The following is a 20,399-nucleotide window of genomic DNA, read 5'->3' on the forward strand; positions in this document are numbered from 1 at the left end:
CCGGACGTAAGGTGCCGCCAGCATTCCGCCCCCCTCCGAGGAGCATCCATGACCGCCACCCAAGCGCGGACGCTGCCCATCGGCGCGGCGTTCGACCGCATGCCGTTCACCCGCCGGCACGTGCTCATCGCGCTCGCGCTCTTCGTCGCGTTCGTCATCGAGTCGTGGGAGCAGCTCGCGCTCGTCTACGTCTCCGGCGACCTCGGCGCTCAGCTGGGCATCGGCGAGGCGGGCATCGGCGTGGTGCTGTCGGCGGTGGCGTTCGGCATGATCCCCGGCGTGCTGGTCTGGGGGCCGGTGGCCGACAGGATCGGACGCCGGCCGACCGCGTTCTGGTCGCTGCTCGCCTACGGGGTGCTCGCGCTGGCCTCGGCCTTCGCCACCGGCGCGGAGGCCCTGGTGGCGCTGCGGGTGGCGTCGGGGCTGGCGCTGGCCGGCGTCTACACGATCACGTTCCCGTTCTTCCTGGAGCTGCTGCCGACCCGGCACCGTGGGCGGGCCGCGGTCTACCTGTCGATCGGGTGGCCCATCGGCATGCTGGCCGCCATCGGCGCGTCCGTGCTGCTCGGCGACCTCGGCTGGCACGTCGTGGTGATCGCCAGCGCGGTGGCCGGGCTGTGGGCGTTCGCGGTGCGGGCCTGGGTGCCCGAGTCGCCGTACTGGCTGGCCGCGCGCGGCCGGCAGGAGGAGGCACGGGCGGTGCTGCGCGAGCTGGGCAGCCCCGACGCCGATGCCACGTTCACCGTGGCGAGCGAGCGGGTCGGGCGGCCGCTCGACCTGTTCAAGGGCGGGCTCGGCCGGATCACCCTGGCCATGCTGGCGCTCAACTTCGTCTTCAACTGGGGCTACTGGGGGCTGCAGACGTGGCTGCCGACGCTGCTGCAGGAGCGCGGGCTGACGCTGTCGGCCTCGCTGGGGTTCGCGGCGCTGAGCGCGCTCATGATGATCCCCGGCTACGTCAGCGCCTCCTGGCTGACCGGCCGCTACGGCCGCAAGAAGGTCTTCCTCGTGTACGTGGTCGCCGCCGCCCTCGGCGGCCTGTGGTTCGCCACCGCCTCCTCCACGACCGGCCTCTACCTCGGCAACTTCGTGCTGTCGTTCTTCAGCCTCGGCGCGTGGGGTGTGTGGAACACCTGGAACGGCGAGTTCTACCCGACCGCCCTGCGCGGCACCGGCTACTCGTGGGCCACGGCCGCGCAGCTCGTCGCCACCACCGTGGCGCCCTCCGCGGTGGGCGCGTTGCTCGCGGGCGCCACCGGCTTCACCGCTACCATGCTGATCATCAACGCGTTCATGGTGGCCACGGCGCTGCTGGCGCTGCCGCTGCCCGAGACGGAAGGGCGCGAGCTGGAGTGATACTCGGCGTCGCGCTGGAGGCGGCGGGCGGGCCGGGCCCGCCCCCGATGCTGGTGGCGGCGGACGAGGGCGGTCCGGTGTGGCCGGTGTCGCGCGCGGCGGCCCGCACGGCGGCCCGCGTGTGCGTGGCGCTCGACCTGACCGGCGCGCCGGTGGCGCCGGTGGCCGCGATCCGGGTGGGCGGCCGCTGCCCCGAGGCGCTGCGGCCGGTGGCCGACCCCGGCGTGGCGACCATCGTGCGCGGCGGGCACAGCGTGACGGGGCGGCGGCTGGCGCCGCTCGACACCGAGGCCGTACGCCGGTTCGCGGCGGAGTGCGGGCTGCTCGACTTCGCGGTGACCGCCACGGGCTCGCCGGTCCTGCCCGAGCACGAGCTGGAGGTGGCCGCGATCATCGCCGCCGAGGTGCCGGGCGCGCGCATCACCCTGTCGTACGAGTTCGGCCATCCCGGGCTGCGCGAGCGCGAGGCCGAGACCATCCGCAACGCCGCCCTGTCGGCCGAGGCCGACCGCATCGCCGACGACGTCGCCAGGGAGCTGCCCGGCGTGCCGGCCTACTTCGCGCGCTCCGGCGGCGGGGTGGTGTCGGCGCACTACTTCCGGCGCTTCCCGCTGGCCTGCGACCTGGGCGCGACGGCGAGCTCCGCGCGGGGCCGCGCGGAGCTGGGCCCCGACGTGCCCGACGGAGTGGCGGCGGCGTACGGGGCGCTGCTGGGCGAGCCGGCCGCCCAGGTGGAGCGGATCGTGCAGGCCCGCGGCAGGGCCGAGCTGGACCGCATACTGCAGGACGCCAGGGACGAGGCGCTGACCAGGGTGGTGAGCGCGGGCGCTGCGCCGGGGTCGGCCCGCATCGCGGAGACGACGGTGAACCCGCTGTCGTACCTGCCCGACGGGCTCTACCGGGTGCGGGTGACGGCGGGCGGTCAGCTGTGGTCCGGCTGATCGACCCCGCCGGTCTCGACCGCCTCTCCGCCGGGTCGCGGGTGCTCGCGACGGGAGCGGCGGAGTCGTCGTACAACCTGGCGCTGGACTGGGCGCACTCGGTGGTCGGCGGCGGCGTGGAGCTGGCGGCGGCCGGCGAGCTGCCCGATGAGACGGTGTGCGTGGCGGTCAGCCTGGTCGGCTCGACGACCGCGCTGGGCGAGCAGCTGCCCGCCGGTGACGAGCCCGAGCGGGCGGTGCGGGCACTGGAACGGCGGCTGGGCGAGCGGGTGGGCGCGGTCGTGGCGCTCAACCTGGCCGCGGAGAACGCGCTGGTCCCGCTGATCGCGGCGGCCGCGCTGGGCGTGCCGCTGGTGGACGGCGACGGGACGGGGCGGGTGTTCCCGCTGGTGGAGCAGACGACGTACAGGCTGGGCGGGGTGAGCGCGGCGCCGCTCGCGCTGGCCGGCGGCTCGGGGGAGCTGGTGGTGCTGGAGACGGCGGCCGACCGGGTGGAGGAGTTGCTGCGGCCCGTCGTGCTGTCGGTCGGCGGCTGGGCGGTGGCCGCCTGCTACCCGATGACGGCCCGTGACCTCGCGCGGGTGGTGGTGCCCGGCACGGTGAGCCTGCTCATGCGGGCGGGCGAGCCGGGCGTGCCGCGTGCGGCGGCGGCCCCGTACGGCGCGCGCACGCTGTGCCGGGGCCGGATACTCGCGGTGGAGGGCAGCACCGGGCACGGCTCCGACATGGGGCTGCCGTCGCAGCCGTCGTCCATCGTGCTGCGCGAGTCGGAGGGGCTCGGCCGGCTGGTTCGGCTGGAGGCGCACAACGAGGTGGTGCTGGCGCTCGCCGACGGCGCCGTGGTGGCCGTCGTGCCCGACCAGATCTGCATGATCTCGCTGCTCGACGGCATGGTGGTGGACGTGGACAAGGCCGAGCCCGGCCTGGAGGTGGAGATCATGGTGGTGCGGGCGGCGCCGGTGTGGCACACGGAGCGGGGCCTCGCGCTCGGCGGGCCGCGCGCGTTCGGGATCCCGCTGTGAGCGGCGTGCGGACGGCCGGCTGGGAGGCCCCCGTCACGGTGGCCGAGCTGGTCAACGCGGGGCCGCTGGCGGGGGCCCGCATGTACGGCGCGGGCGAGCATCCCGTACGCGGCGTGCGCATCGTGGACGAGCTGGCCGTCTTCGCCACGGTCACGCCGCACACGGCGGTCGTGCTGAGCGGGGCGGCGGCCGGCGGCGGCTGGGCGGTCGAGATGGCCATGCGCCGGGCCTGGGAGCAGGCCGCCGCGTGCGTCATCGCGCCGTCGGGCGGGCTCAGCGAGGGCTCCGGCGAGGTGCTGGCCGAGCGGCTCGGCGTCACGCTGGTCTTCGTGGACGACGACCCGCTGCTCGTCGCGGTACGCGTGGCGTCGGCGGCGGCACGTCCCGACGCGGCCCGCACCCAGCTCGTGGCCCGCTGCGCGACCCGGCTGGCCGAGGCGGGCACCTCGCCGCGGCGGGTGCTGGGCGTGCTGAACGCCGAGCTGCCCGGCACCGCCGTGGCCTTCCTCGACCGCTACGGCCTGCCGCTCGCGGGCCGCCGCGACGCCCTCGACCCGCAGACCGGGCGCGGCCGGTGGTCGGCCGAGGTGGAGGTGCCCGACCTGGCGGGCGAGGCGCTGGGCCGGCTGGTGGCGGCCGGCTCGTCCCGCTCGCCCGGCTGGCCCGCCGTGGTGCGCACGGTGCTGGGGCTCGCGGTGGCGCCGCTGACCGCGTGGGCGGCCGGCGAGCGGCTGCGCGCCTCGCACGACTTCGCGCTCCAGACGTCGCTGGCCGAGCGGCTGCTGCGGGAGGCGAAGCGGCCTGGCGCGCCGATCGAGGAAGAGGAGGAGGCGGCGGCGGTCGCGCTGGGCTGGGCGGTGCGGGGCCCGCTGACCGCCTACCACGTGCGCCCGCTGGCCGAGGCGCCGGCCGACCCGGTGCCCGCCGGCACGCTGATCGCCGCCGCGCTCGGTCAGGTGCCGGTGCTGGTGCGGGCCGGCGGCTGGGCGGGCTGGTCGGCGCTGTCGCCGCAGGACGTCGCCGAGCGGCTGCTGCGCTGCCTCCCCGCGATGCCGTGGCCGGCCGCCGCGGGCGTCGGAGCCCAGGTGGACGGGCTCGCCGCGGCGGAGGAGTCGCTGCTCGGCGCGCAGGCGGCGGCGTTCGTGGCCGCGCCCGGCACGGTGGCGCGGGCCGACCGCATGGGCCCCGCCGAGCTGCTGGGCGCGCTGCCGGTCGGCGGGCTGCGGGCGCCCGCGGAGGTGGTGCTGCGCCCGCTGCTGGCCGTCGACAAGGACGGCACGCTGCTGGAGACGCTGTCCGCGGTGCTGGACGAGGGCGGCGCGCTGCGCGCCGCCGAACGGCTGGGCGTGCACCGCAACACGATCACGACCAGGCTCGAACGCATCAAGGCGGCCGGCTTCGACCTCGACGACGCCCCCGCCAGGCTGGCCCTGCAGCTCGCCTGCCACGTGCTGCTGCGATCACCGGGGACGCCCGACGTGACATCCTCTTGAGAGCAGCAGGAAAGGAGACCCCCGTTGCCGGACGCCAGACTGCTCGCCGTCAGCGACCTGCACGTCGCCTACCCCGAGAACCGCGCCATCGTGGAGGAGCTGAAACCGCTCGCGCCCGGCGACTGGCTGCTGGTGGCCGGCGACGTGGGCGAGCGGCTGGCCGACATCAGGTGGGCCCTGGGCCTGCTGGCCGGCCGGTTCGAGCGGGTGGTGTGGGTGCCGGGCAACCACGAGCTGTGGACGCCGCCCGGCGACCCGCCCGAGCTGCGCGGCGTGGCCCGCTACGACGAGCTGGTGCGCATCTGCCGTGAGCTGGGCGTCGTCACGCCGGAGGACGACTATCCGTTATGGCAGGGTGCGGGCGGCCCGGTGCGGGTCGTGCCGCTCTTCCTCCTGTACGACTACACGTTCCTCCCCGAAGGCCACCCCACCAAGGAGAGCGCGCTCGCCTACGCCCACAGCACCGGCGTCGTCTGCACCGACGAGTTCCTCCTGCACCCCGACCCCCACCCCACCCGCGACGCCTGGTGCCGCGAGCGCGTGGCGCGCACCGAGCGCCGGCTGGCCGAGCTGGACGACGACGTGCCGCTGGTCTTCGTCAACCACTACCCCCTGGTACGCGAGCCGACCGACATCCTGCGCTACCCCGAGTTCGCCCAGTGGTGCGGCACCACGGCCACGGCCGGCTGGCACGTACGCCACCCCACGGCCGCGATGATCTACGGCCACCTGCACATCCCGCGCGTCACCCGCCACGACGGCGTGCGCTTCGAGGAGGTGTCGCTCGGCTACCCGCGCGAGTGGAAACGCCGTCCCGGCGGCCGGCGGCTGCTGCGTGACGTGCTGCCGGAGGCGCAGAAGGGGGAGGCGCAGAAGGGGGAGGCGTAGAAGAGCGAGGCGTGGAAGGGGGAGGCCCGCCGCCCCGATGCCAGGGGAAAGCACCGGGACGGCGGGCGGGTCTCATCCGGTGACCATGCCTTCCGCGCGGTCCTCCGCCACCGCCTCGGGCGCGCGCTCCTCGGGCGGCCCGTAGCCGCCGCCACCGCCCGACTCGCAGCGCAGCACGTCACCGGCCTTGACGGGCAGCGCGTTGACCTTGAGCATGTGCCGTTCGCCCGGCGTGCCGGGGTTGAGCGTGACGTGCGGCGGCGCGCCGTCGGCGCCGCCCGCCAGGCCCCACGCGGGCGTCACCGACCGCTCGAACCACAGCGACAGCGAGGTGTCGCCGCAGAACTCGTACTCGCGCACCACGCCGTTGCCGCCCCGCCAGCGCCCCGCGCCGCCGGTGTCGGGGCGCACCTCGTAGCGGGTGACCCGGACGGGGAACAACGTCTCCAGCACCTCGATCGGCATGTCGCGCAGCGACCCGTTGACGTTGTTGATCAGGCAGCTCTCGCCGTCGCCGCCCTCCCAGGCGCCCCAGCCGCCGACGGTGGCCTCCTGGGAGACGTACAGCTTGCCGGTGCGCGGGTCGGTGCCGGTGAACTGCACGATCATCGAGTCGCCGTACGACGCGGCGGCCGCCTTGTCCGGCAGCACCGGCGCCAGTGCCCTGACCACCAGGTCGATGAGCAGCCCCAGGTGGGAGTAGTAGTACTGGCAGGCGGCCGGCGACTCGGCGGCCAGCATCGAGCCCGGCCTGGTGCGCACCGACAGCGGCCGGAACGAGCCGCCGTTCAACGGCACGTCGCCGGAGACCAGCAGCTTGTAGCCGACCCGTACGGCGGCCACCGCCTGCGCGGCGCCGCAGTTGACCGGGCCGGTCGCCTGGTCGGCGCAGTCGGTGAGGTCCACGTGCATGCTCTCGCCCGACACCGTGACCGCCACCGTGACCGGCAGCGGCGTGTCCAGGTCGATGCCGTCGTTGTCGAGGAAGCCCGAAGCCCGGTAGACGCCGTCGGGGATGGCCGCGATGGCCGCGCGTTCCATGCGCTCGGTCTGGGCGAAGATCTGCTCGCGCGCCTCGGCGAGCGTGGCGAGGCCCCACCGGTCGACGATCTCCTTCAGCCGCCGCTGCCCGGTCATCGCGCAGCTCACCTGTGCGCGCAGGTCGCCCAGCGTGGCGTGGGGGAAGCGCACGTTGCGGGCGATGAGCTCGTGCAGGTCACGGCAGGGCTCGCCGCCCTCGTACACCTTGACGGGGCCCATCCGCAGGCCCTCCTGGAAGATCGAGGTGGAGTCCATGGAACCGCCGGGGTCCTTGGAGCCGACGTCCAGCCAGTGGGCGCGCGACGCGGCGAACCCGGCCGGCTCGCCGCCCGCGAAGATCGGCCCGTAGACGGTGACGTCGTTGAGGTGGGTGCCGCCGATGTAGGAGTCGTTGAGCACCCACACGTCGCCCTCCCGCCACACCTCGGGCCCGTACAGGCGCTCGGTCTCGCGGGTGCACACCTCCAGGTTGCCGAGGAAGATCGGCAGCCCGGACGACTGGCCGAGGACGTTGTGGTCGCGGTCGAGCAGCGCGACCGCGCAGTCCTTGGCCTCGTAGATGACGGGGGTGTAGGAGCTGCGGATGAGGGTGGTGTTCATGTCCTCCGCCGCCTGCAGCAGCGCGCAGCGGATGATCTCGGTGGTGACGGGGTCGATCACGTGTTCACTTTCATGATGAGGAGGCCGTTGTCGTCCACGCTCGCCAGGCAGCCGGGCGGGACGACCGTGGTCGCGGTCTCCTCCACCACGATCGCCGGCCCGGCCAGCTCGCCGTCCAGGCCGGCGCGGCGCAGCACGGGGGTGCGGTGCACCGCACCGTCGAAGATCACATCCCGTACGCCGATCTCCTGAGGCGCCTCGGCCCCGGCCACGGGGGCGGCGGTGCGGGGGAAGGAACCGAACCCGGTGCTGCGCAGCATCACGAACTCCACCGGCGCCTCCGGGGTGGCGTGCCCGTAGCGGCTCGTGTGCGCCTCGGCGTAGCGGGCGGCCACGCACTCCAGGAACCCGGCCTGGGCGGGCTCGGTGGCGTCGCGCAGCGGGATGGTCAGCGTGTAGTCCTGGCCCTCGTAGCGCATGTCCACCGCGTGCTCCACGCGGCGCCGCTCCTCGGGCACGCCCTGCGCGTCGAGGGCGTCGAGCGCCTCCCGCTCCAGGGCCACCAGCCGCTGCGACATGTCGCCACCGTCGAGGACGTCCCGCGGCCGGAAGTACGGGTCCGTCAGGTCCCTGCGCACGTCCGCCTCCAGCATGCCCCAGGCGGAGAACGCGCCGGGGAAGCGCGGCACTACCACCTCGGAGATGCCCAGCTCCCGCGCGATGAATGCGGCGTGCATCGGCCCCGCACCACCGAAGGCCACCAGCGCGAACTCGCGCGGCTCCACCCCGTGCTCCACCGTGAGCGTGCGGATGGCCTGCGCCATCTTCGCGTTGGCCACCGCGCAGACGCCCTCGGCCAGCTCCAGCGGGTCCAGCCGCAGCCGTCCCGCCAGCTCCGCCACCGCCGCCCCCGCGGCCTCGGCGTCCAGCGTCATCAGCCCGCCCGCGAACCAGGCGGGATCCACCCGCCCGAGCGCCGCATTCGCGTCGGTGACGGTGGCCCGCGTGCCGCCCCTGCCGTAGCAGGCGGGCCCGGGATCGGCGCCCGCCGACTCGGGGCCGACGCGCAGCGCGTCCGCCTCGGCGTACGCGATCGAGCCGCCGCCCGCGCCGATCGTGTGCAGGTTGACGATCGGCATCAGCACCGGATGGCCCTCGATGCTCGCCTCCGCGCTCACGTCGGGCCGGCCGTCCACCACGAGCGACACGTCGAACGAGGTGCCGCCCATGTCGATGCAGATCGCGTTGTCGCGGCCCAGCAGCCGGGCCGCCGCCACGCCGCCCATCGTCCCGCCGACCGGCCCCGACAGCAGCGTCTGCAGCGGCCTGCGCATCGCGTACGAGGCGTTGACCAGCCCGCCCGACGACTGCATGACGTGTACCGGCACGCCGAGCCCGCGCTCGGAGAAGCGCCGCTCGATGCCCGCGAGGTAGCGCCGCACCACCGGCCCCGTGTACGCCTCCAGCACCGCCGACGAGGTGCGCTCGTACTCGCGCCACTCGCGCGCCACCTCGTGCGAGAGCACCACGAGCACGTCGTCGCCCAGCTCCTCGCGCAGGATCCGGCCCGCCCGCAGCTCGTGGTCCGGGTTGACGTAGGAGAACAGCAGGCACACCGACACCGCGTCGAACCCCTCGGCCCGCGCCCTGCGGCCCGCCGCGCGTACCGACTCCTCGTCGAGCGGCTGCAGCTCGCGGCCCCGGTAGTCCAGCCTGCCGCCCGCCTCCATCACGTCGCGGCGCGGCACCAGCGGCTCCGGCTTGCGGTAGCGCAGGTCGAACATGCGGTCGCGATTGCCGCGCGCGATCCGGTAGACGTCACGCGCGCCGCCGCTCGCCAGCAGCAGCACCCTCGCGCCCTTGCGCTCCAGCAGCGCGTTGAGCCCCTGGGTGGTGCCGTGCACGAAGAACGAGATCTCCGACGGGTCGTCCATCACCCGTCCGAGCGCGGCGAAGACGCCCTCGGCGAGGTCTCCCGGCGTGGTGGGCGCCTTCGAGGCGGTGACGGCACCCGTCGTGTCGTCGTAGCAGACGACGTCGGTGAAGGTGCCGCCGATGTCCATGGCGACGCGATAACTCATGTGCCGCACCGTACGCGGAAGCCCGCGCCGCCGTCCTGTGCGTCCCGCACACCCGCCACTCCGCACCCGTGCACCCCGCACCGCCCCTCAGGCCGGGGGCGAGGATGGGGGTGCTGGGAAGGCCGTCACGCTCCCGATCGGAAGGCGGGGGCCTCGCTCGCCGCGCCCCTCGTCAGGCGGGCGTGCGGGGGAGCATGGCCGCCACCTCGAAGCGCAGCAGGGGGTCGGCGCCAAGCTCTGCCGCGAGCGCCAGCCTCAGCGCGGTGCGGCAGGTCTCGTCGTCGGGCTTGGCGCCCGCCACCCGGCCGATCACCTCGCGGGAGGCGGCGTCGCCGCGGCCGAAGACCCGCTGCAGGATGCGCGCGCCCCTCGCCATCTCCGTGTCGGCGGCCAGCTCGCGAGTCCTGGCCAGCACGCCGGTGCCGTAGGCGTCGATCGCCGCCGTCACGTAGGGCATGACGGCGGTCGCGGTGTCGTTGGGACTGTCCATGAGACCCCTCCCGGTCCTGACGACCTGACGGCATGTTAGCTCTCGCCGGGGCCGCGCGGCGGGGGACTACCCTGTCGGATGTGCCAGCCCCGTACCTCACCCTGAACACCGTCGTCGAGCACGAGACCGAGGCGCGGCGCTCGCGCTTCATCTGCGCGCTGGCCCCGGCGCGCAGCGTCGACGAGGCCGCCGCGTTCATCGCCGAGCGCCGCAGGCTCTACTCCGACGCCACCCACAACTGCACCGCCTATGTCATCGGCGAGCGCATCCAGAAGGGCGACGACGACGGCGAGCCGGGCGGCACCGCGGGCACACCCATGGTGCAGGCGCTGGTGGGGCGGGGGTTCAGCGACATCGTGGCAGTGGTGACCCGCTACTTCGGCGGCACCCTGCTGGGCGCGGGCGGGCTCGTGCGCGCCTACGGCTCGGCCGTCACCGAGACGCTCGACCGGGCCGAGCCGGTGCGGATGGTGCCGGCCAGGCTCGTCCACGTCGCCGTCGCGCACGACCAGGCCGGGCGGGTGGAGAACGACCTGCGGGCCTCCCGTCACGCGGTGCGCGACGTGACGTACGCGGGCGAGGTGACCTTCACCGTCGCGGTGGGGGAGGACGAGGTGGCGGCCTTCACCGACTGGGTCGCCACGCTGACGGCCGGCCGCGCCCGCGTCGACCTCGGCGACCCCCTCCACGTCCCCGCCTGACCCGGGCGGTCAGCCCTCCAGGGCGTACTGCATGACGCGGAACTTCGCCTGGGCCTCGGCCAGCTCGGCGGCCGGGTCGGAGTCGCCCATGATGCCGCCGCCCGCGAACAGCCGGGCCCGGCGGCCCTGGACGAGGCCCGAGCGGAGCGCGATGCCCCACTCGCCGTCGCCGTGCGCGTCGATCCAGCCGACGGGACCGGCGTAACCCGCGCGGTCCATGCCCTCCAGCTCGCGGATGACCTGGATCGCCGTCGAGGTCGGGGTGCCGCCGACCGCCGCCGTCGGATGCATGGCGGCGACCACGTCGAGCACGGATGCCCCGTCGGCCAGCCGCCCGGTGACGTGGCTGGCCAGGTGCTGCACGTTGGGCAGCATCAGCAGCTCGGGCTCGTCGGGCGTGGTCAGGGACGAGCACAGCGGGGCCAGCGTCTGGCGTACGGAGGCGATCGCGCACTCGTGCTCGTGCCGGTCCTTGGCCGAGGCGAGCAGCGCGGCGCCGCGGGCGAGGTCGTCGGCCGGGCCGGTGCCCCTCGGGGTGGTGCCGGCCAGCACCAGCGACTCGATCTCCTGCCCCGTGCGGCGGATGAGCAGCTCGGGTGTGGCGCCGACGAGCCCCGCGACCGAGAACGTGTAGCACTCGGGGTAGCGGGCGGACAGCCGCGACAGCAGCAGCCGCACGTCGATCGGCCGTTCGGCGGTGGCGACCAGGTCGCGGGCCAGCACCACCTTCTCCAGCTCGCCCTCGCGGATGCGCTTGGCGGCCTGCGCCACCACATGCTCCCACTCGGGCGCGGACAGGCTGCCGTCGCCATAGCTGATGCGTCCGGGGTCGCGGATGGGCGTGAACCTCTCCAGCGGCGACTCGCCGACCGTGGTCAGCCACGCCCGGCCGCCCCTGCGGGCCAGCACGGCCCGGGGAACCACCAGCACGGAGCCGTGGGCGTCCTCGTCGAAGGTGAAGCTGCCGAAGGCGACCGCCCCGGAGCCCGGCGTGCGTACGGAGTCGTCGACCTGCGCCTCACCGAAGACGGTGGCCAGCCACTTGCGGGCCCAAGCGAACCGTCCTGGCCCCGGAGGGACGGCCACCCTGGCGGCCTCACCCCATCCGACGAGGCCCTCTCCGTTCCTGACCCAGGCGTAGGGGGCCGTGTGGGGGAGGGACGCCAGCAGGTCACCGGGGTCGCCTACAGGGGTGGTGCGAACCGGCAGCGGGCGGGTTGTTCCGAGCGCGACACTCACTCAAGACACTCTATGCGGGAACTGAACACGTTCGACTCGGACCCCCGTGAATGCATTGTTACCCGTCAAGAACCGGGAAAGAACCGGCCGCCGCCCGCTGTTGTGCACCGCCCCGGCCGGCCCCCGCCGTCAAGCCGCCCTATGAAGATGGTCCTGAACAGGCAGTACGCGCCTCGAGATCGTGGCAGGCCGGTCATCGCGTCCCTACCTTGGTGCCCATGATCGCTCGCCTGGGCTCCGTGCTCGCCGCCGCCGTCGTTCTCACCGCCTCGGGCACGGCCGTGCGGGCCGCCCCCTTCGCCCAGCCCGTGCCGCAGGTCATGGCCGCGCTCGGCGACTCCATCTCGACCGGGTTCAACGCCTGCGGCTGGTACGTCTCCTGCACCGCCCGCTCCTGGTCGTCCGGCGACAACAAGGACGTCAACAGCCACTACCTGCGCCTGTCCGAGCTGTCTGGAACGCTCCAGAAGAACAATCTGAACTTCGCCAAGCCCGGCGCGACCAGCGCCGACCTGCTCGGCCAGGTGAAGAAGGCGGTCGAGGCCAAGGCCGACTATGTGACGATCCTCATAGGCGCCCAGGACGCCTGCGTCCGCACCGAGCAGCAGATGACCCCGGTCGCCACCTACCGCCGCCGCATCGACGCCGCCCTGGCCGAGCTGCGCGCCGGCATGCCGGGGGCCAGGGTGTTCTTCGCCAGCGTTCCCGACCTGCGGCGGCTGTGGCAGGTCGGCAAGTCCAGCGCGCTGGCCAGGACGTTCTGGGGCGCCGGCCGTATCTGCCAGTCGATGCTGGACAACCCCGCCTCCACCCGCCGCGCCGACGACCAGCGCCGGGCCAGGGTGCGGGCCCGCGTCATCGCCTACAACAGGGCCGCCGCCGCGGCGTGCGCCGCGTACGGGCCCGGCTGCCGCACCGACGGGGGAGCGGTGTTCTCCTACCCGTTCACGCTGGAGCACGTCAGCCGCTGGGACTACTTCCACCCGAACTCGGAGGGACAGCGGGTGCTGGCCGAGCAGACGTACCGGCGGGGCTTCCGCTGGCTCGACCCGCGCTGACCTACCGGCACTGCTTCATCATGATCTTCTTGTCGGCCGGGCGGACCGGCACGTCGTACTTGAGCGCGACCTGCGCGAAGCGGGTCACGTAGGCGCAGCGGATGCCGCGTCTCGGGGGCAGCCAGCTCGCCGGCCCCGAGGCGTCCTTCTGCTCGTTGGCGTGCCCGTCCACGGGCAGCAGGTTGAGCGGGTCGTTGGCGAAGTCGAGCCGCTTGGACATCGACCAGCGCGGCGCGCCCATCCGCCAGCCGTAGTTGAGCGGCACCACGTGATCGACCTGCACCTCGTCGGCGTTGTCCTTGTGCCAGTGGATCACCCGGCCGGTGTAGGGGTCGGTCAGCTCCATGGAGACGACCTCGCAGTCGGAGCCCTTGCGGTACTTCACGTTCCGCCCGTCGCGGGCCAGCAGGTCGTCGCGGGTGCGGCAGCCGTTGCGGGCGTACGGGACGCCCATGGCCGAGTCGGCCCAGTTGCCGCCGTAGCGGGTGCGGGCGTAGCCGGTGTTGGGGCCGAAGCCCTTCGTGCGCAGCCGTTTGATGATCCCGCGTGCCTCGCCCTTCTCCGCGTCCGAGATGATGGGGGCCAAACCGGGCAACGTGCCGCTGACGTTGCCCAGCGGGCTGGCCGCGGTGGCGGGCGGGGTTCTGGCAGTGCCGACGAAGGAAGCGACGATGATGGCTCCGGCGAGGACGGCGATGGCGTCCTTGGTGCTCAAGCAGACCTCCATGAGCTCCGGGTTGTCTAGAGAGATTCCCGGCGCGCGGTATTTCGACACGGGGAGGGTTATGTGACTGATCGTCCCATCGATCCTGACGTCGATCTTCACGTCCCCGCCCAGCGCGCCGAGCTCCACTGGCCGGTCATCGCGGTGATCGCGGCCGGCGGGGCACTGGGGGCGCTGGCCCGCCACGGGCTGCAGACCCTGTTGCCGACGCCGCCCGGCGGGTTCCCGTGGTCGACGTTCCTCGTCAACGTGTCGGGCTGCCTGCTCATCGGGGTGCTCATGGTGGTCATCACGGAGGTCCGCACGGCCCACCGGCTGGTGCGGCCGTTCCTGGGGGTGGGGGTGCTGGGCGGCTACACCACGTTCTCCACGTACGTGGTGGACACGCAGCGTACGGTCGCCGCCGGAGCCCCGGTCACGGCGCTCGTCTACCTGGCGGCCACCATGGCGGCGGCGCTGCTGGCGGTCGCCTCCGGCATGTGGCTCACCCGCCGGGTGGCCGGAGGGCGAGCCCGATGACGGTGCTGCTGATCGTGATCGGGGCGGCCGTCGGGGCGCCGCTGCGCTACCTGGCGGACCGGGCCGTGCAGGCGCGGCACGAGACCGCCTTCCCCTGGGGGACGCTGAGCGTCAACGTCGCCGGGTCCGCGCTGCTGGGCTTCCTGGCCGCGCTGCCGGCGGAGGGCTCGGTGATGGCGCTGGCGGGCACGGGGTTCTGCGGGGCGCTGACGACGTACTCGACGCTCGGGTACGAGACGGTCCGGCTGGCCGAGGAGGGCGCCCGCTTCCATGCGATCGCCAACGCGCTGGCCAGCGTGGTCGCCGGCCTCGGCGCCGCCTACTGCGGTATGGCCGTCGCCCAGGCCCTGGCCTGACCGCCCGATTGTTTCCGCCCAGGCCCTGGCCTGACCGCCCGGTTGTTTCCGCCCCGGCCGTGCCCGTGAGGCGCGCTCCGGGAGTTAGCGTGTAAGCACGTAATCATCTCCTGGAGGGCGTGATGGCGGATCCCCTCGACGCCTACTCTCGCGTCGTGTCGTCCGTGGCGGCCGAGGTGCTGCCGAAAGTGGCCAGTGTGCGGGCCGGCCGGGGGAGCGGGTCGGCGGTGGTGTTCACCGCCGACGGGTTCCTGCTGACCAACGCGCACGTCGTCGGCACCGCACGGTCCGGCACCGTCGCGTTCGCCGACGGCGGTTCCGGCGGGTTCGAGGTGGTCGGCCGCGACCCGCTGTCGGACCTGGCGGTCATCAGGGCGCAGACCCCCATCCCGCCGCCCGCCGAGCTGGGCGACAGCGACGACCTCGTGGTGGGGCAGCTCGTGGTGGCCGTCGGAAACCCGCTCGGGCTGGCCGGGTCGGTCACCGCCGGTGTGGTGTCCGGTCTCGGCCGCTCGCTGCCCGCCCGCAGCGGGGCCGGCATGCGGCTGATCGAGGACGTCATCCAGACCGACGCCGCACTCAACCCCGGCAACTCGGGCGGCGCACTGGCCGACGCGCAGGCGCGGGTGGTCGGCATCAACACGGCCGTCGCAGGGGTCGGCGTCGGCCTGGCCGTGCCGGTCAACGCGACCACCAGGTCCATCATCGCCGCGCTCATCAGGGACGGCCGGGTCAGGCGGGCGTTCCTCGGCCTGGTGACCTCGCCGGCGCCGCTGCCCGAGCCGCTGCGCCGGCGCACCGGGCAGGACGGCGCGCTGCGCGTGGTCGAGGTGGTGCCCGGTTCGCCCGCGCAACGCGCCGGGCTGCGCGCGGGCGACCTGGTGCTGAGCGCGGGCCGTACCCCGGTGGGCGACGCGCAGAGCCTCCAGCGGCTGATGTTCGCCGACGCCATCGGCCGCCCGCTCCCCATCACCGTGCACCGCAACGGCGCTCTGGTGGACGTCATCGCCGAGCCGGTGGAACTCACCGGCACCGGCGTCTGACCGCAGGAGGCCGGCGGCGGCTTCGGACCTCCCGGCGATCGTGCGCTGCCTGACCGTGCGCTGCCTGACCGTGCGCTGCCTGACCGTGCGCTGGGCGTTCGGGAGCCCCTGACGGTGGCGGGCCCCCGCTACCACCCCTGCGAGCTCACGTGGCGGTGGGCGATGCCGGTTGCCGGGCGGCCACTTGTCTGCGGTAGCGGGCCTCGCGGTGGGTCAGCAGGTCGGCGAGGAGCTTGTCCCACTTCTGGCCGATCACGTGCACGTCGTACTTCTCCGCCTTCTCCAGCGCCCCCGCCGCCAGGTCACGCCGCAACTGCTCGTCCTCGATGACGCGGATGATCGCGGCCGCCAGGTTCGCGTTGGTGCGCGGCTTGACCAGCAGCCCGTCCGCCTCGTTCTTGATCATCTCCTTCGGCCCGTGCGGGCTGTTGAAGCTGACGATGGCCAGCCCCTTCGCCATGGCCTCCAGGATCGTCATGGGGAAGCCCTCATGACGTGAGCTCATCACGTAGATCGACGCCTTCTCCAGCTCGGCCCCGACGTCGGTGGTGGGCCCCGGCAGCTCGACCTTGCCCTCCAGACCGGCCTCCGCGATCTGCCTGGCCAGGTTCTCCTCCTGCGGCCCGGCCCCGAAGATGCGCAGCTTCCAGTCGGGGTGCGCCTGCGCGACCGTCTCCCAGGCGGTGATCAGCCGGTGGAAGCCCTTGATCCGGGTCATCCTGCCGACCGCGACGGCCACCTTGGCGTCGAGCTTGGACACCTCGCCGCTCATCGGCGGCACCGCGTTCGGGATGCGCACCAGCTTGCGCGGCGCCTTCTTCAGCGTGTCCTGATAGTCCTTCAGGTCCGCCTTGGTGAGCGTGACCAGCGCGTCCAGGCGGCGGTAGCGCCACTTGATCAGCTCCTGCACCGGCTCCGGCTGGGTGGCCAGGGCCACGTGCTCCTGCCCGATCGTGATGACGCCCGGTGGCGCTAACTGGGCGACCGCGAGATTCAGCCCGGGACGGGTGGCCATCAGCACGCCGTCGTCCAGCGAGCGGATGAACCGGGCCAGCTTGAGGTCGGTCCACAGATTGAACCGGTGGTACGCCGACTCCTCCTTCGGGATCAGCCGGCTAGGCAGCTTCGACAACATCGCGCGTACGGGGTCGTGCCCGGGGTTGAGACGATCGTCCAGATAGCGGAACGTCACCCGCGGGTCGACCGGGAAGAACGGCTGCTCGGCCTCCTTCAGGACGGAGACGATCTCGACCTCGTGCTCGTCGGCCAGGTGACCGGCCAGGTTGAACACGGTCCTGATCGTGCCGCCCATCCCGTGCGCGTGCAGGAGGAGGATGCGGATCCGCCTGGTCGAGGGCGGCGGCGCGGTGCGTGCCTTGCGCCGGTCGTACCCCCGATACAGCCGGACCATCGCCGACTTGCCCTTGCGTGCCAGTGCGCGCACCTGTCATGTCTCCTATCAGCGTCAAAAAAGCTGGACATACACATCGCCGGTGGTGAGGGCGTCAGCCTCACCACCGGCTCGGTCGTGCTCGGCGGGATACGCGTCCTTCATCCCCTGTGCGCTTTCCCCACCTATGATCATTAGACGCCGGGGAGGTGACTAAGGTTGCATTCCGGGCCGGTGCCGGGGGTCCGGGGTGTGCGGCGGATGCTCGGCGAGCAGCGCGAGAGCGGTGTCGATGGCCGTCTCCAGCTGCGTGTCCACGCCTCTCGCGTAGTCCTGCGGGGTGATGTCCACCTCGATGTCGGGATCGGTGCCGTAGTTCTCCACCTGCCAGCCCACGTCGTCGAACGCGAACGAGAACTCCGGCTGCGTCGTCACCGTCCCGTCCGCGAGCTGGTGGCGCGGCCAGATGCCGATCACGCCGCCCCACGTGCGCCTGCCCACCAGCGGGCCCAGGCCGAGCAGCTTGAACGTGTGGCTGAAGATGTCGCCGTCGGAGCCCGCCCACTCGTTGGTGACCGCCACCAGCGGGCCGCGCGGCGACTCCGGCGGGTACGGCTCCGCGTCGCCCCACCGCGGGTAGTCGTAGCCGAGCCGCCGCCTGGCCAGCTTCTCCAGCAGCAGCGCCGAGACGTGCCCGCCGCCGTTGAAGCGCACGTCCACGATGAGCGCGTGCCGGTCGTACTCGGCCAGGAAACCCCGGTGGAACTCCCCGAACCCCTCGGCCCCCATGTCGGGCACGTGCAGGTAGCCCACCCGGCCGCCGGAGCGCTCGTGGCAGCGGGCCCTGTTGAGGTTCACCCAGTCGCGGTAGCGGGCCGGGCGCTCGTCGGCGAGCGCGCGTACGGTGACCGTGAACATCCGCTCGCCGCGCCGCAGCGTCAGCTCGACCTCCTCGCCCGCCTGGTTGACCAGCCGCTCGTTCGGGGTGGCCGCCGTGCCGATCGGCGCGCCGTTGATCGCCAGCACCGCGTCGCCCGGCCGTACGTCGAGACCGAGCCGGTTCAGCGGCGAGGTGGCCTTCGGGTCCCACCGGTCGCCGGTCACGATCGAGCGGATGTGATAGACGCCGTCCCGGTGCTCCCAGTCCACGCCCAGCTTGCCCTGGCTGTAGTCGGGCCCTGGACGGTACTCGCCGCCGCTCTCGAAGGCGTGGCTGGTGGCCAGCTCGCCGTGCAGCTCCCACAGCAGGTCGGAGAACTCGCCGCGGGTGGTGACCCGGTCGACCAGCGGCTGGTAGCGGTCGTAGACGGCCGCCCAGTCCACGCCCGCCATGTCTTCGGTCCAGAAGTTCTCCAGCTGCAGCCGCCACGCCTCGCGGAACATCTGCCGCCACTCCGCCTCAGGGCAGACCGGCACCTTGACCCGCGACAGGTCGATCCAGCCGCTGTCGCGCCCCGGCGTGTCGCCGTCGCCCGGCACCTCGCCGGCCTTGACCACGCGCAGCCGGTCGTCCGCGCGGTACAGCAGCGTGCGGTGGTCGCGGCCCAGCTCGAACGCGGTGACGCCCTCGGCGAACGTCTCGCTCTCGCCCTTGGCGAAGTCGAACAGGTGCAGCGTGCCGTCGCCCTCCAGCGGGCTGGTGAGCAGCAGCGCCTTGTCCTTGCGCAGCCCGGCCACCTGCTCGTAGCGGCCCTCCGGCAGCGGGAAAGCGGTCACCCGGCCGGCCAGCCCGTCGAGGTCCACCCGAAGCGGCTCCTCGTGCTCTTCCTCTTCGTCGTCCTCGTCGTCCTTGTCCGTCAGCGGGTGCCGCCGGGGGACGAACGGGTCGGGCACGTCCGCGCGCAGCGCCACCGCGTACGGCCGGGTGCCCAGCGGGAAACCCAGGTCGAACTGGAGCTGGTCGTAGACCGGCGAGAAGACGCGCTGCCCGACGAAGTACAGGTATCGGCCATCCGGGTCGAAAGCCGGCATCGAGTCCTTCAGCACCGGCTCGCTGGCCTGCACCGTGCGGCCGGTCTCCGGGTGGTGCAGCTTGATCGCGGTGGTCTGGGCGTTGAGCGGGCTCGCGTACGCCAGCCACCGCCCGTCCGGCGACCAGGCGGGATCCTCCGGCGCGCCGTGCGGGTTGGCCTCCACCAGCACCGACCGGCCCTGGGACAGGTCGAGCAGGTACAGCTCGTGGCGGTGGTTGACGATCGCCACCCGGTCGTGTGCCGGGTCGGGCACCAGCTCGTTGATCCGCCCCAGCCGTGCCACCTCGACCCCGGCCCCCGCCCCCGCAGCCGGGTCCGCCCTCGCGCCCGCCCCCGCGTCTGCTCCTGCGCCCGCCTTCGCCTCCCGGGCGGCGCTCGCGCCGGCGTCGGCCGGCTCCAGGACCACCAGGCGCTCCTCGTCGCCGTCGTCGCTGGCCGCCGCGATGAGCCTGACGCCATCGTTCAGCCAGGTCAGGAAGCGGTAGCGGACGCCGTCGGTGGAGCCGTGCCGCCGCACGGGGCCCTCCCAGTTCGCCATCGCGTACGCCTTGCCGCGCGTCGTGAGCGCCACCGCGCTGCCGTCGGGGGCGAGGGTGGCGCTGTCGAGGAACTCGGCGGCGTCCACGAACCTGCGGTTGCGCTGCGTCCTGGAGCTGGCCAGCCGCACCTCCAGCCGGCGCGCACGCTCGCCCGGCTCCAGCAGGTACAGGTCGGCGCCGGCGTGGTAGACCAGGCGATGCCCGTCGCCCGACAGGTTACGGGCGTAATAGTCGTCGTGATGGGTGTGCTTGCGCAGATCGACACCGTCGGGGGTGCACGAGTAGACGTTGCCGACGCCCTCGTGGTCGGAGATGAAGCACACCCGGCCGTCGCTCCAGCAGGGCGAGGCCAGGTTGCCGGGCAGCCGGATCAGGCGGCGGAACTCGCCGTCGCCGCGCGGGTCGATCCACAGGTCGCCGACCGTGCCGCCGCGGTAGCGCTTCCAGCGGGCGGGGTCGGCGGTGTTGCGGCCCAGCACGATCATGCCGCCAGGCGCGTACGCGATCGAGTTCGCCGGCCCGTACGGCAGCCGCTCCGGCACCCCGCCGGGCGCCACCCGGTGCAGCCACTTGCGGCCCTCGAAGGGCTGGCCCTGGTCGCTGGCGTACAGGATGCGGCCGTCCAGGTCCCAGCCGGTCACCGTGCAGCGAGCGCCGTGGAAGGTCACCCTGCGGGCCGCGCCGCCGCCGGCCGGCATCACGTACACCTCTTCAGGACCCTCCTCGCGCCCCACGAACGCGAGCTGGTCGCCGCGCGGTGAGATGCGCGGGTAGCCGGCCTCGGCCAGCCCCGCGGTCAGCCGGAACGCCCGTCCGCCCTGGGCGGAGACCATCCACAGGTCGTCCTCGGCGGCGAACACCACCACGTCCTGGAACACGGCGGGGAAGCGCAGATAAGCCGACATGAGCGCAGCTCCACAGTCGATCGGACGGTCGAGGCCCCCA

General features: G+C 73.6%; 17 protein-coding genes. 10 read left to right on the forward strand and 7 right to left on the reverse strand.

Going from position 1 to position 20,399, the window contains the following annotated elements; all coding sequences use genetic code 11:
* Positions 1 to 48: 48 nt before the first annotated feature.
* From AB0K28_RS37850 to AB0K28_RS37870, 5 genes are read left to right on the forward strand one after another with little or no spacing between them, the layout of a single operon-like run.
* Complete coding sequence (locus AB0K28_RS37850) at positions 49 to 1,356, forward strand: MFS transporter (protein WP_345385532.1); 1,308 nt, start codon at positions 49 to 51, stop codon at positions 1,354 to 1,356.
* Positions 1,353 to 2,297, forward strand: a complete 945-nt coding sequence (locus AB0K28_RS37855; protein WP_345385530.1) for a hypothetical protein — start codon at positions 1,353 to 1,355, stop codon at positions 2,295 to 2,297. Before AB0K28_RS37850 ends, AB0K28_RS37855 begins: the two co-directional genes overlap by 4 nt.
* Positions 2,285 to 3,319, forward strand: coding sequence for a DUF917 domain-containing protein (locus tag AB0K28_RS37860; protein ID WP_345385528.1), 1,035 nt, complete (start codon positions 2,285 to 2,287; stop codon positions 3,317 to 3,319). Before AB0K28_RS37855 ends, AB0K28_RS37860 begins: the two co-directional genes overlap by 13 nt.
* On the forward strand, positions 3,316 to 4,812 hold the full coding sequence (locus AB0K28_RS37865) for a helix-turn-helix domain-containing protein (protein ID WP_364379612.1): 1,497 nt from the start codon (positions 3,316 to 3,318) through the stop codon (positions 4,810 to 4,812). The genes AB0K28_RS37860 and AB0K28_RS37865 overlap by 4 nt, the downstream gene beginning before the upstream one ends.
* A 24-nt stretch (positions 4,813 to 4,836) precedes the next feature.
* Entirely contained in the window at positions 4,837 to 5,700 is an 864-nt protein-coding gene (locus tag AB0K28_RS37870) for a metallophosphoesterase (RefSeq protein WP_364379615.1), read from the forward strand.
* A 72-nt stretch (positions 5,701 to 5,772) separates the two neighbouring features.
* Here AB0K28_RS37870 and AB0K28_RS37875 read toward each other — a convergent pair whose 3' ends face one another.
* The 3 genes from AB0K28_RS37875 to AB0K28_RS37885 all read right to left on the reverse strand — a co-directional run bounded on the left by AB0K28_RS37875 (position 5,773) and on the right by AB0K28_RS37885 (position 9,912).
* A complete protein-coding gene (locus AB0K28_RS37875; RefSeq protein WP_364379618.1) occupies positions 5,773 to 7,401 on the reverse strand; it encodes a hydantoinase B/oxoprolinase family protein in 1,629 nt (542 codons plus the stop codon).
* Positions 7,398 to 9,422, reverse strand: coding sequence for a hydantoinase/oxoprolinase family protein (locus tag AB0K28_RS37880; RefSeq protein ID WP_364379621.1), 2,025 nt, complete (start codon positions 9,420 to 9,422; stop codon positions 7,398 to 7,400). Before AB0K28_RS37880 ends, AB0K28_RS37875 begins: the two co-directional genes overlap by 4 nt.
* 172 nt (positions 9,423 to 9,594) lie before the next feature.
* Positions 9,595 to 9,912 carry a hypothetical protein gene (locus AB0K28_RS37885; protein ID WP_364379624.1) on the reverse strand — a complete coding sequence of 106 codons (318 nt, stop codon included), beginning with the start codon at positions 9,910 to 9,912 and terminating at the stop codon, positions 9,595 to 9,597.
* A gap of 80 nt (positions 9,913 to 9,992) precedes the next feature.
* Here AB0K28_RS37885 and AB0K28_RS37890 point away from each other — a divergent pair, with 80 nt between their 5' ends.
* Positions 9,993 to 10,613, forward strand: a complete 621-nt coding sequence (locus tag AB0K28_RS37890) for a YigZ family protein (RefSeq protein ID WP_364379627.1) — start codon at positions 9,993 to 9,995, stop codon at positions 10,611 to 10,613.
* 9 nt (positions 10,614 to 10,622) lie between these two features.
* Here AB0K28_RS37890 and AB0K28_RS37895 read toward each other — a convergent pair whose 3' ends face one another.
* A complete protein-coding gene (locus AB0K28_RS37895; RefSeq protein WP_364379630.1) occupies positions 10,623 to 11,852 on the reverse strand; it encodes an isochorismate synthase in 1,230 nt (409 codons plus the stop codon).
* 218 nt (positions 11,853 to 12,070) lie between these two features.
* Here AB0K28_RS37895 and AB0K28_RS37900 point away from each other — a divergent pair, with 218 nt between their 5' ends.
* The gene (locus AB0K28_RS37900; RefSeq protein ID WP_364379633.1) at positions 12,071 to 12,910 is read left to right on the forward strand and encodes a GDSL-type esterase/lipase family protein; all 840 of its coding nucleotides are present in this window, start codon (positions 12,071 to 12,073) and stop codon (positions 12,908 to 12,910) included.
* Position 12,911: 1 nt separating this feature from the next.
* Here AB0K28_RS37900 and AB0K28_RS37905 read toward each other — a convergent pair whose 3' ends face one another.
* Positions 12,912 to 13,625, reverse strand: a complete 714-nt coding sequence (locus AB0K28_RS37905) for an HNH endonuclease family protein (protein ID WP_364379635.1) — start codon at positions 13,623 to 13,625, stop codon at positions 12,912 to 12,914.
* Between the two features lie 72 nt (positions 13,626 to 13,697).
* On the opposite strand from AB0K28_RS37905, the gene AB0K28_RS37910 reads away from it, so the two are divergent.
* The 3 genes from AB0K28_RS37910 (at position 13,698) to AB0K28_RS37920 (ending at position 15,552) form a co-directional block, all read left to right on the forward strand.
* Positions 13,698 to 14,153: a CrcB family protein gene (locus tag AB0K28_RS37910; RefSeq protein WP_364379638.1), complete on the forward strand. Its 456-nt coding sequence runs from the start codon at positions 13,698 to 13,700 to the stop codon at positions 14,151 to 14,153.
* On the forward strand, positions 14,150 to 14,509 hold the full coding sequence (gene crcB, locus AB0K28_RS37915; RefSeq protein ID WP_364379641.1) for a fluoride efflux transporter CrcB: 360 nt from the start codon (positions 14,150 to 14,152) through the stop codon (positions 14,507 to 14,509). Before AB0K28_RS37910 ends, crcB begins: the two co-directional genes overlap by 4 nt.
* Positions 14,510 to 14,631: 122 nt before the next feature.
* Positions 14,632 to 15,552, forward strand: a complete 921-nt coding sequence (locus tag AB0K28_RS37920; RefSeq protein WP_345385503.1) for a trypsin-like peptidase domain-containing protein — start codon at positions 14,632 to 14,634, stop codon at positions 15,550 to 15,552.
* A gap of 145 nt (positions 15,553 to 15,697) precedes the next feature.
* Here AB0K28_RS37920 and AB0K28_RS37925 read toward each other — a convergent pair whose 3' ends face one another.
* Entirely contained in the window at positions 15,698 to 16,996 is a 1,299-nt protein-coding gene (locus AB0K28_RS37925) for a glycosyltransferase family 4 protein (protein ID WP_364379644.1), read from the reverse strand.
* A 159-nt stretch (positions 16,997 to 17,155) separates the two neighbouring features.
* Complete coding sequence (locus tag AB0K28_RS37930) at positions 17,156 to 20,359, reverse strand: PDZ domain-containing protein (RefSeq protein WP_364379647.1); 3,204 nt, start codon at positions 20,357 to 20,359, stop codon at positions 17,156 to 17,158.
* Positions 20,360 to 20,399 lie beyond the last annotated feature (40 nt).

It is taken from the genome of Nonomuraea sp. NPDC049504 (genome assembly GCF_040676845.1).
GTDB classification, from domain to species: domain Bacteria; phylum Actinomycetota; class Actinomycetes; order Streptosporangiales; family Streptosporangiaceae; genus Nonomuraea; species Nonomuraea salmonea.

What these genes read in the sequence shown, in the direction of transcription:
- AB0K28_RS37920 (WP_345385503.1), top strand. Translation starts at nt 14,632, where the DNA reads ATGGCGGATCCCCTCGACGCCTACTCTCGCGTCGTGTCGTCCGTGGCG.
- AB0K28_RS37880 (WP_364379621.1), bottom strand. Translation starts at nt 9,422, where the DNA reads ATGAGTTATCGCGTCGCCATGGACATCGGCGGCACCTTCACCGACGTC.
- crcB (WP_364379641.1), top strand. Translation starts at nt 14,150, where the DNA reads ATGACGGTGCTGCTGATCGTGATCGGGGCGGCCGTCGGGGCGCCGCTG.
- AB0K28_RS37850 (WP_345385532.1), top strand. Translation starts at nt 49, where the DNA reads ATGACCGCCACCCAAGCGCGGACGCTGCCCATCGGCGCGGCGTTCGAC.
- AB0K28_RS37900 (WP_364379633.1), top strand. Translation starts at nt 12,071, where the DNA reads ATGATCGCTCGCCTGGGCTCCGTGCTCGCCGCCGCCGTCGTTCTCACC.
- AB0K28_RS37885 (WP_364379624.1), bottom strand. Translation starts at nt 9,912, where the DNA reads ATGGACAGTCCCAACGACACCGCGACCGCCGTCATGCCCTACGTGACG.
- AB0K28_RS37930 (WP_364379647.1), bottom strand. Translation starts at nt 20,359, where the DNA reads ATGTCGGCTTATCTGCGCTTCCCCGCCGTGTTCCAGGACGTGGTGGTG.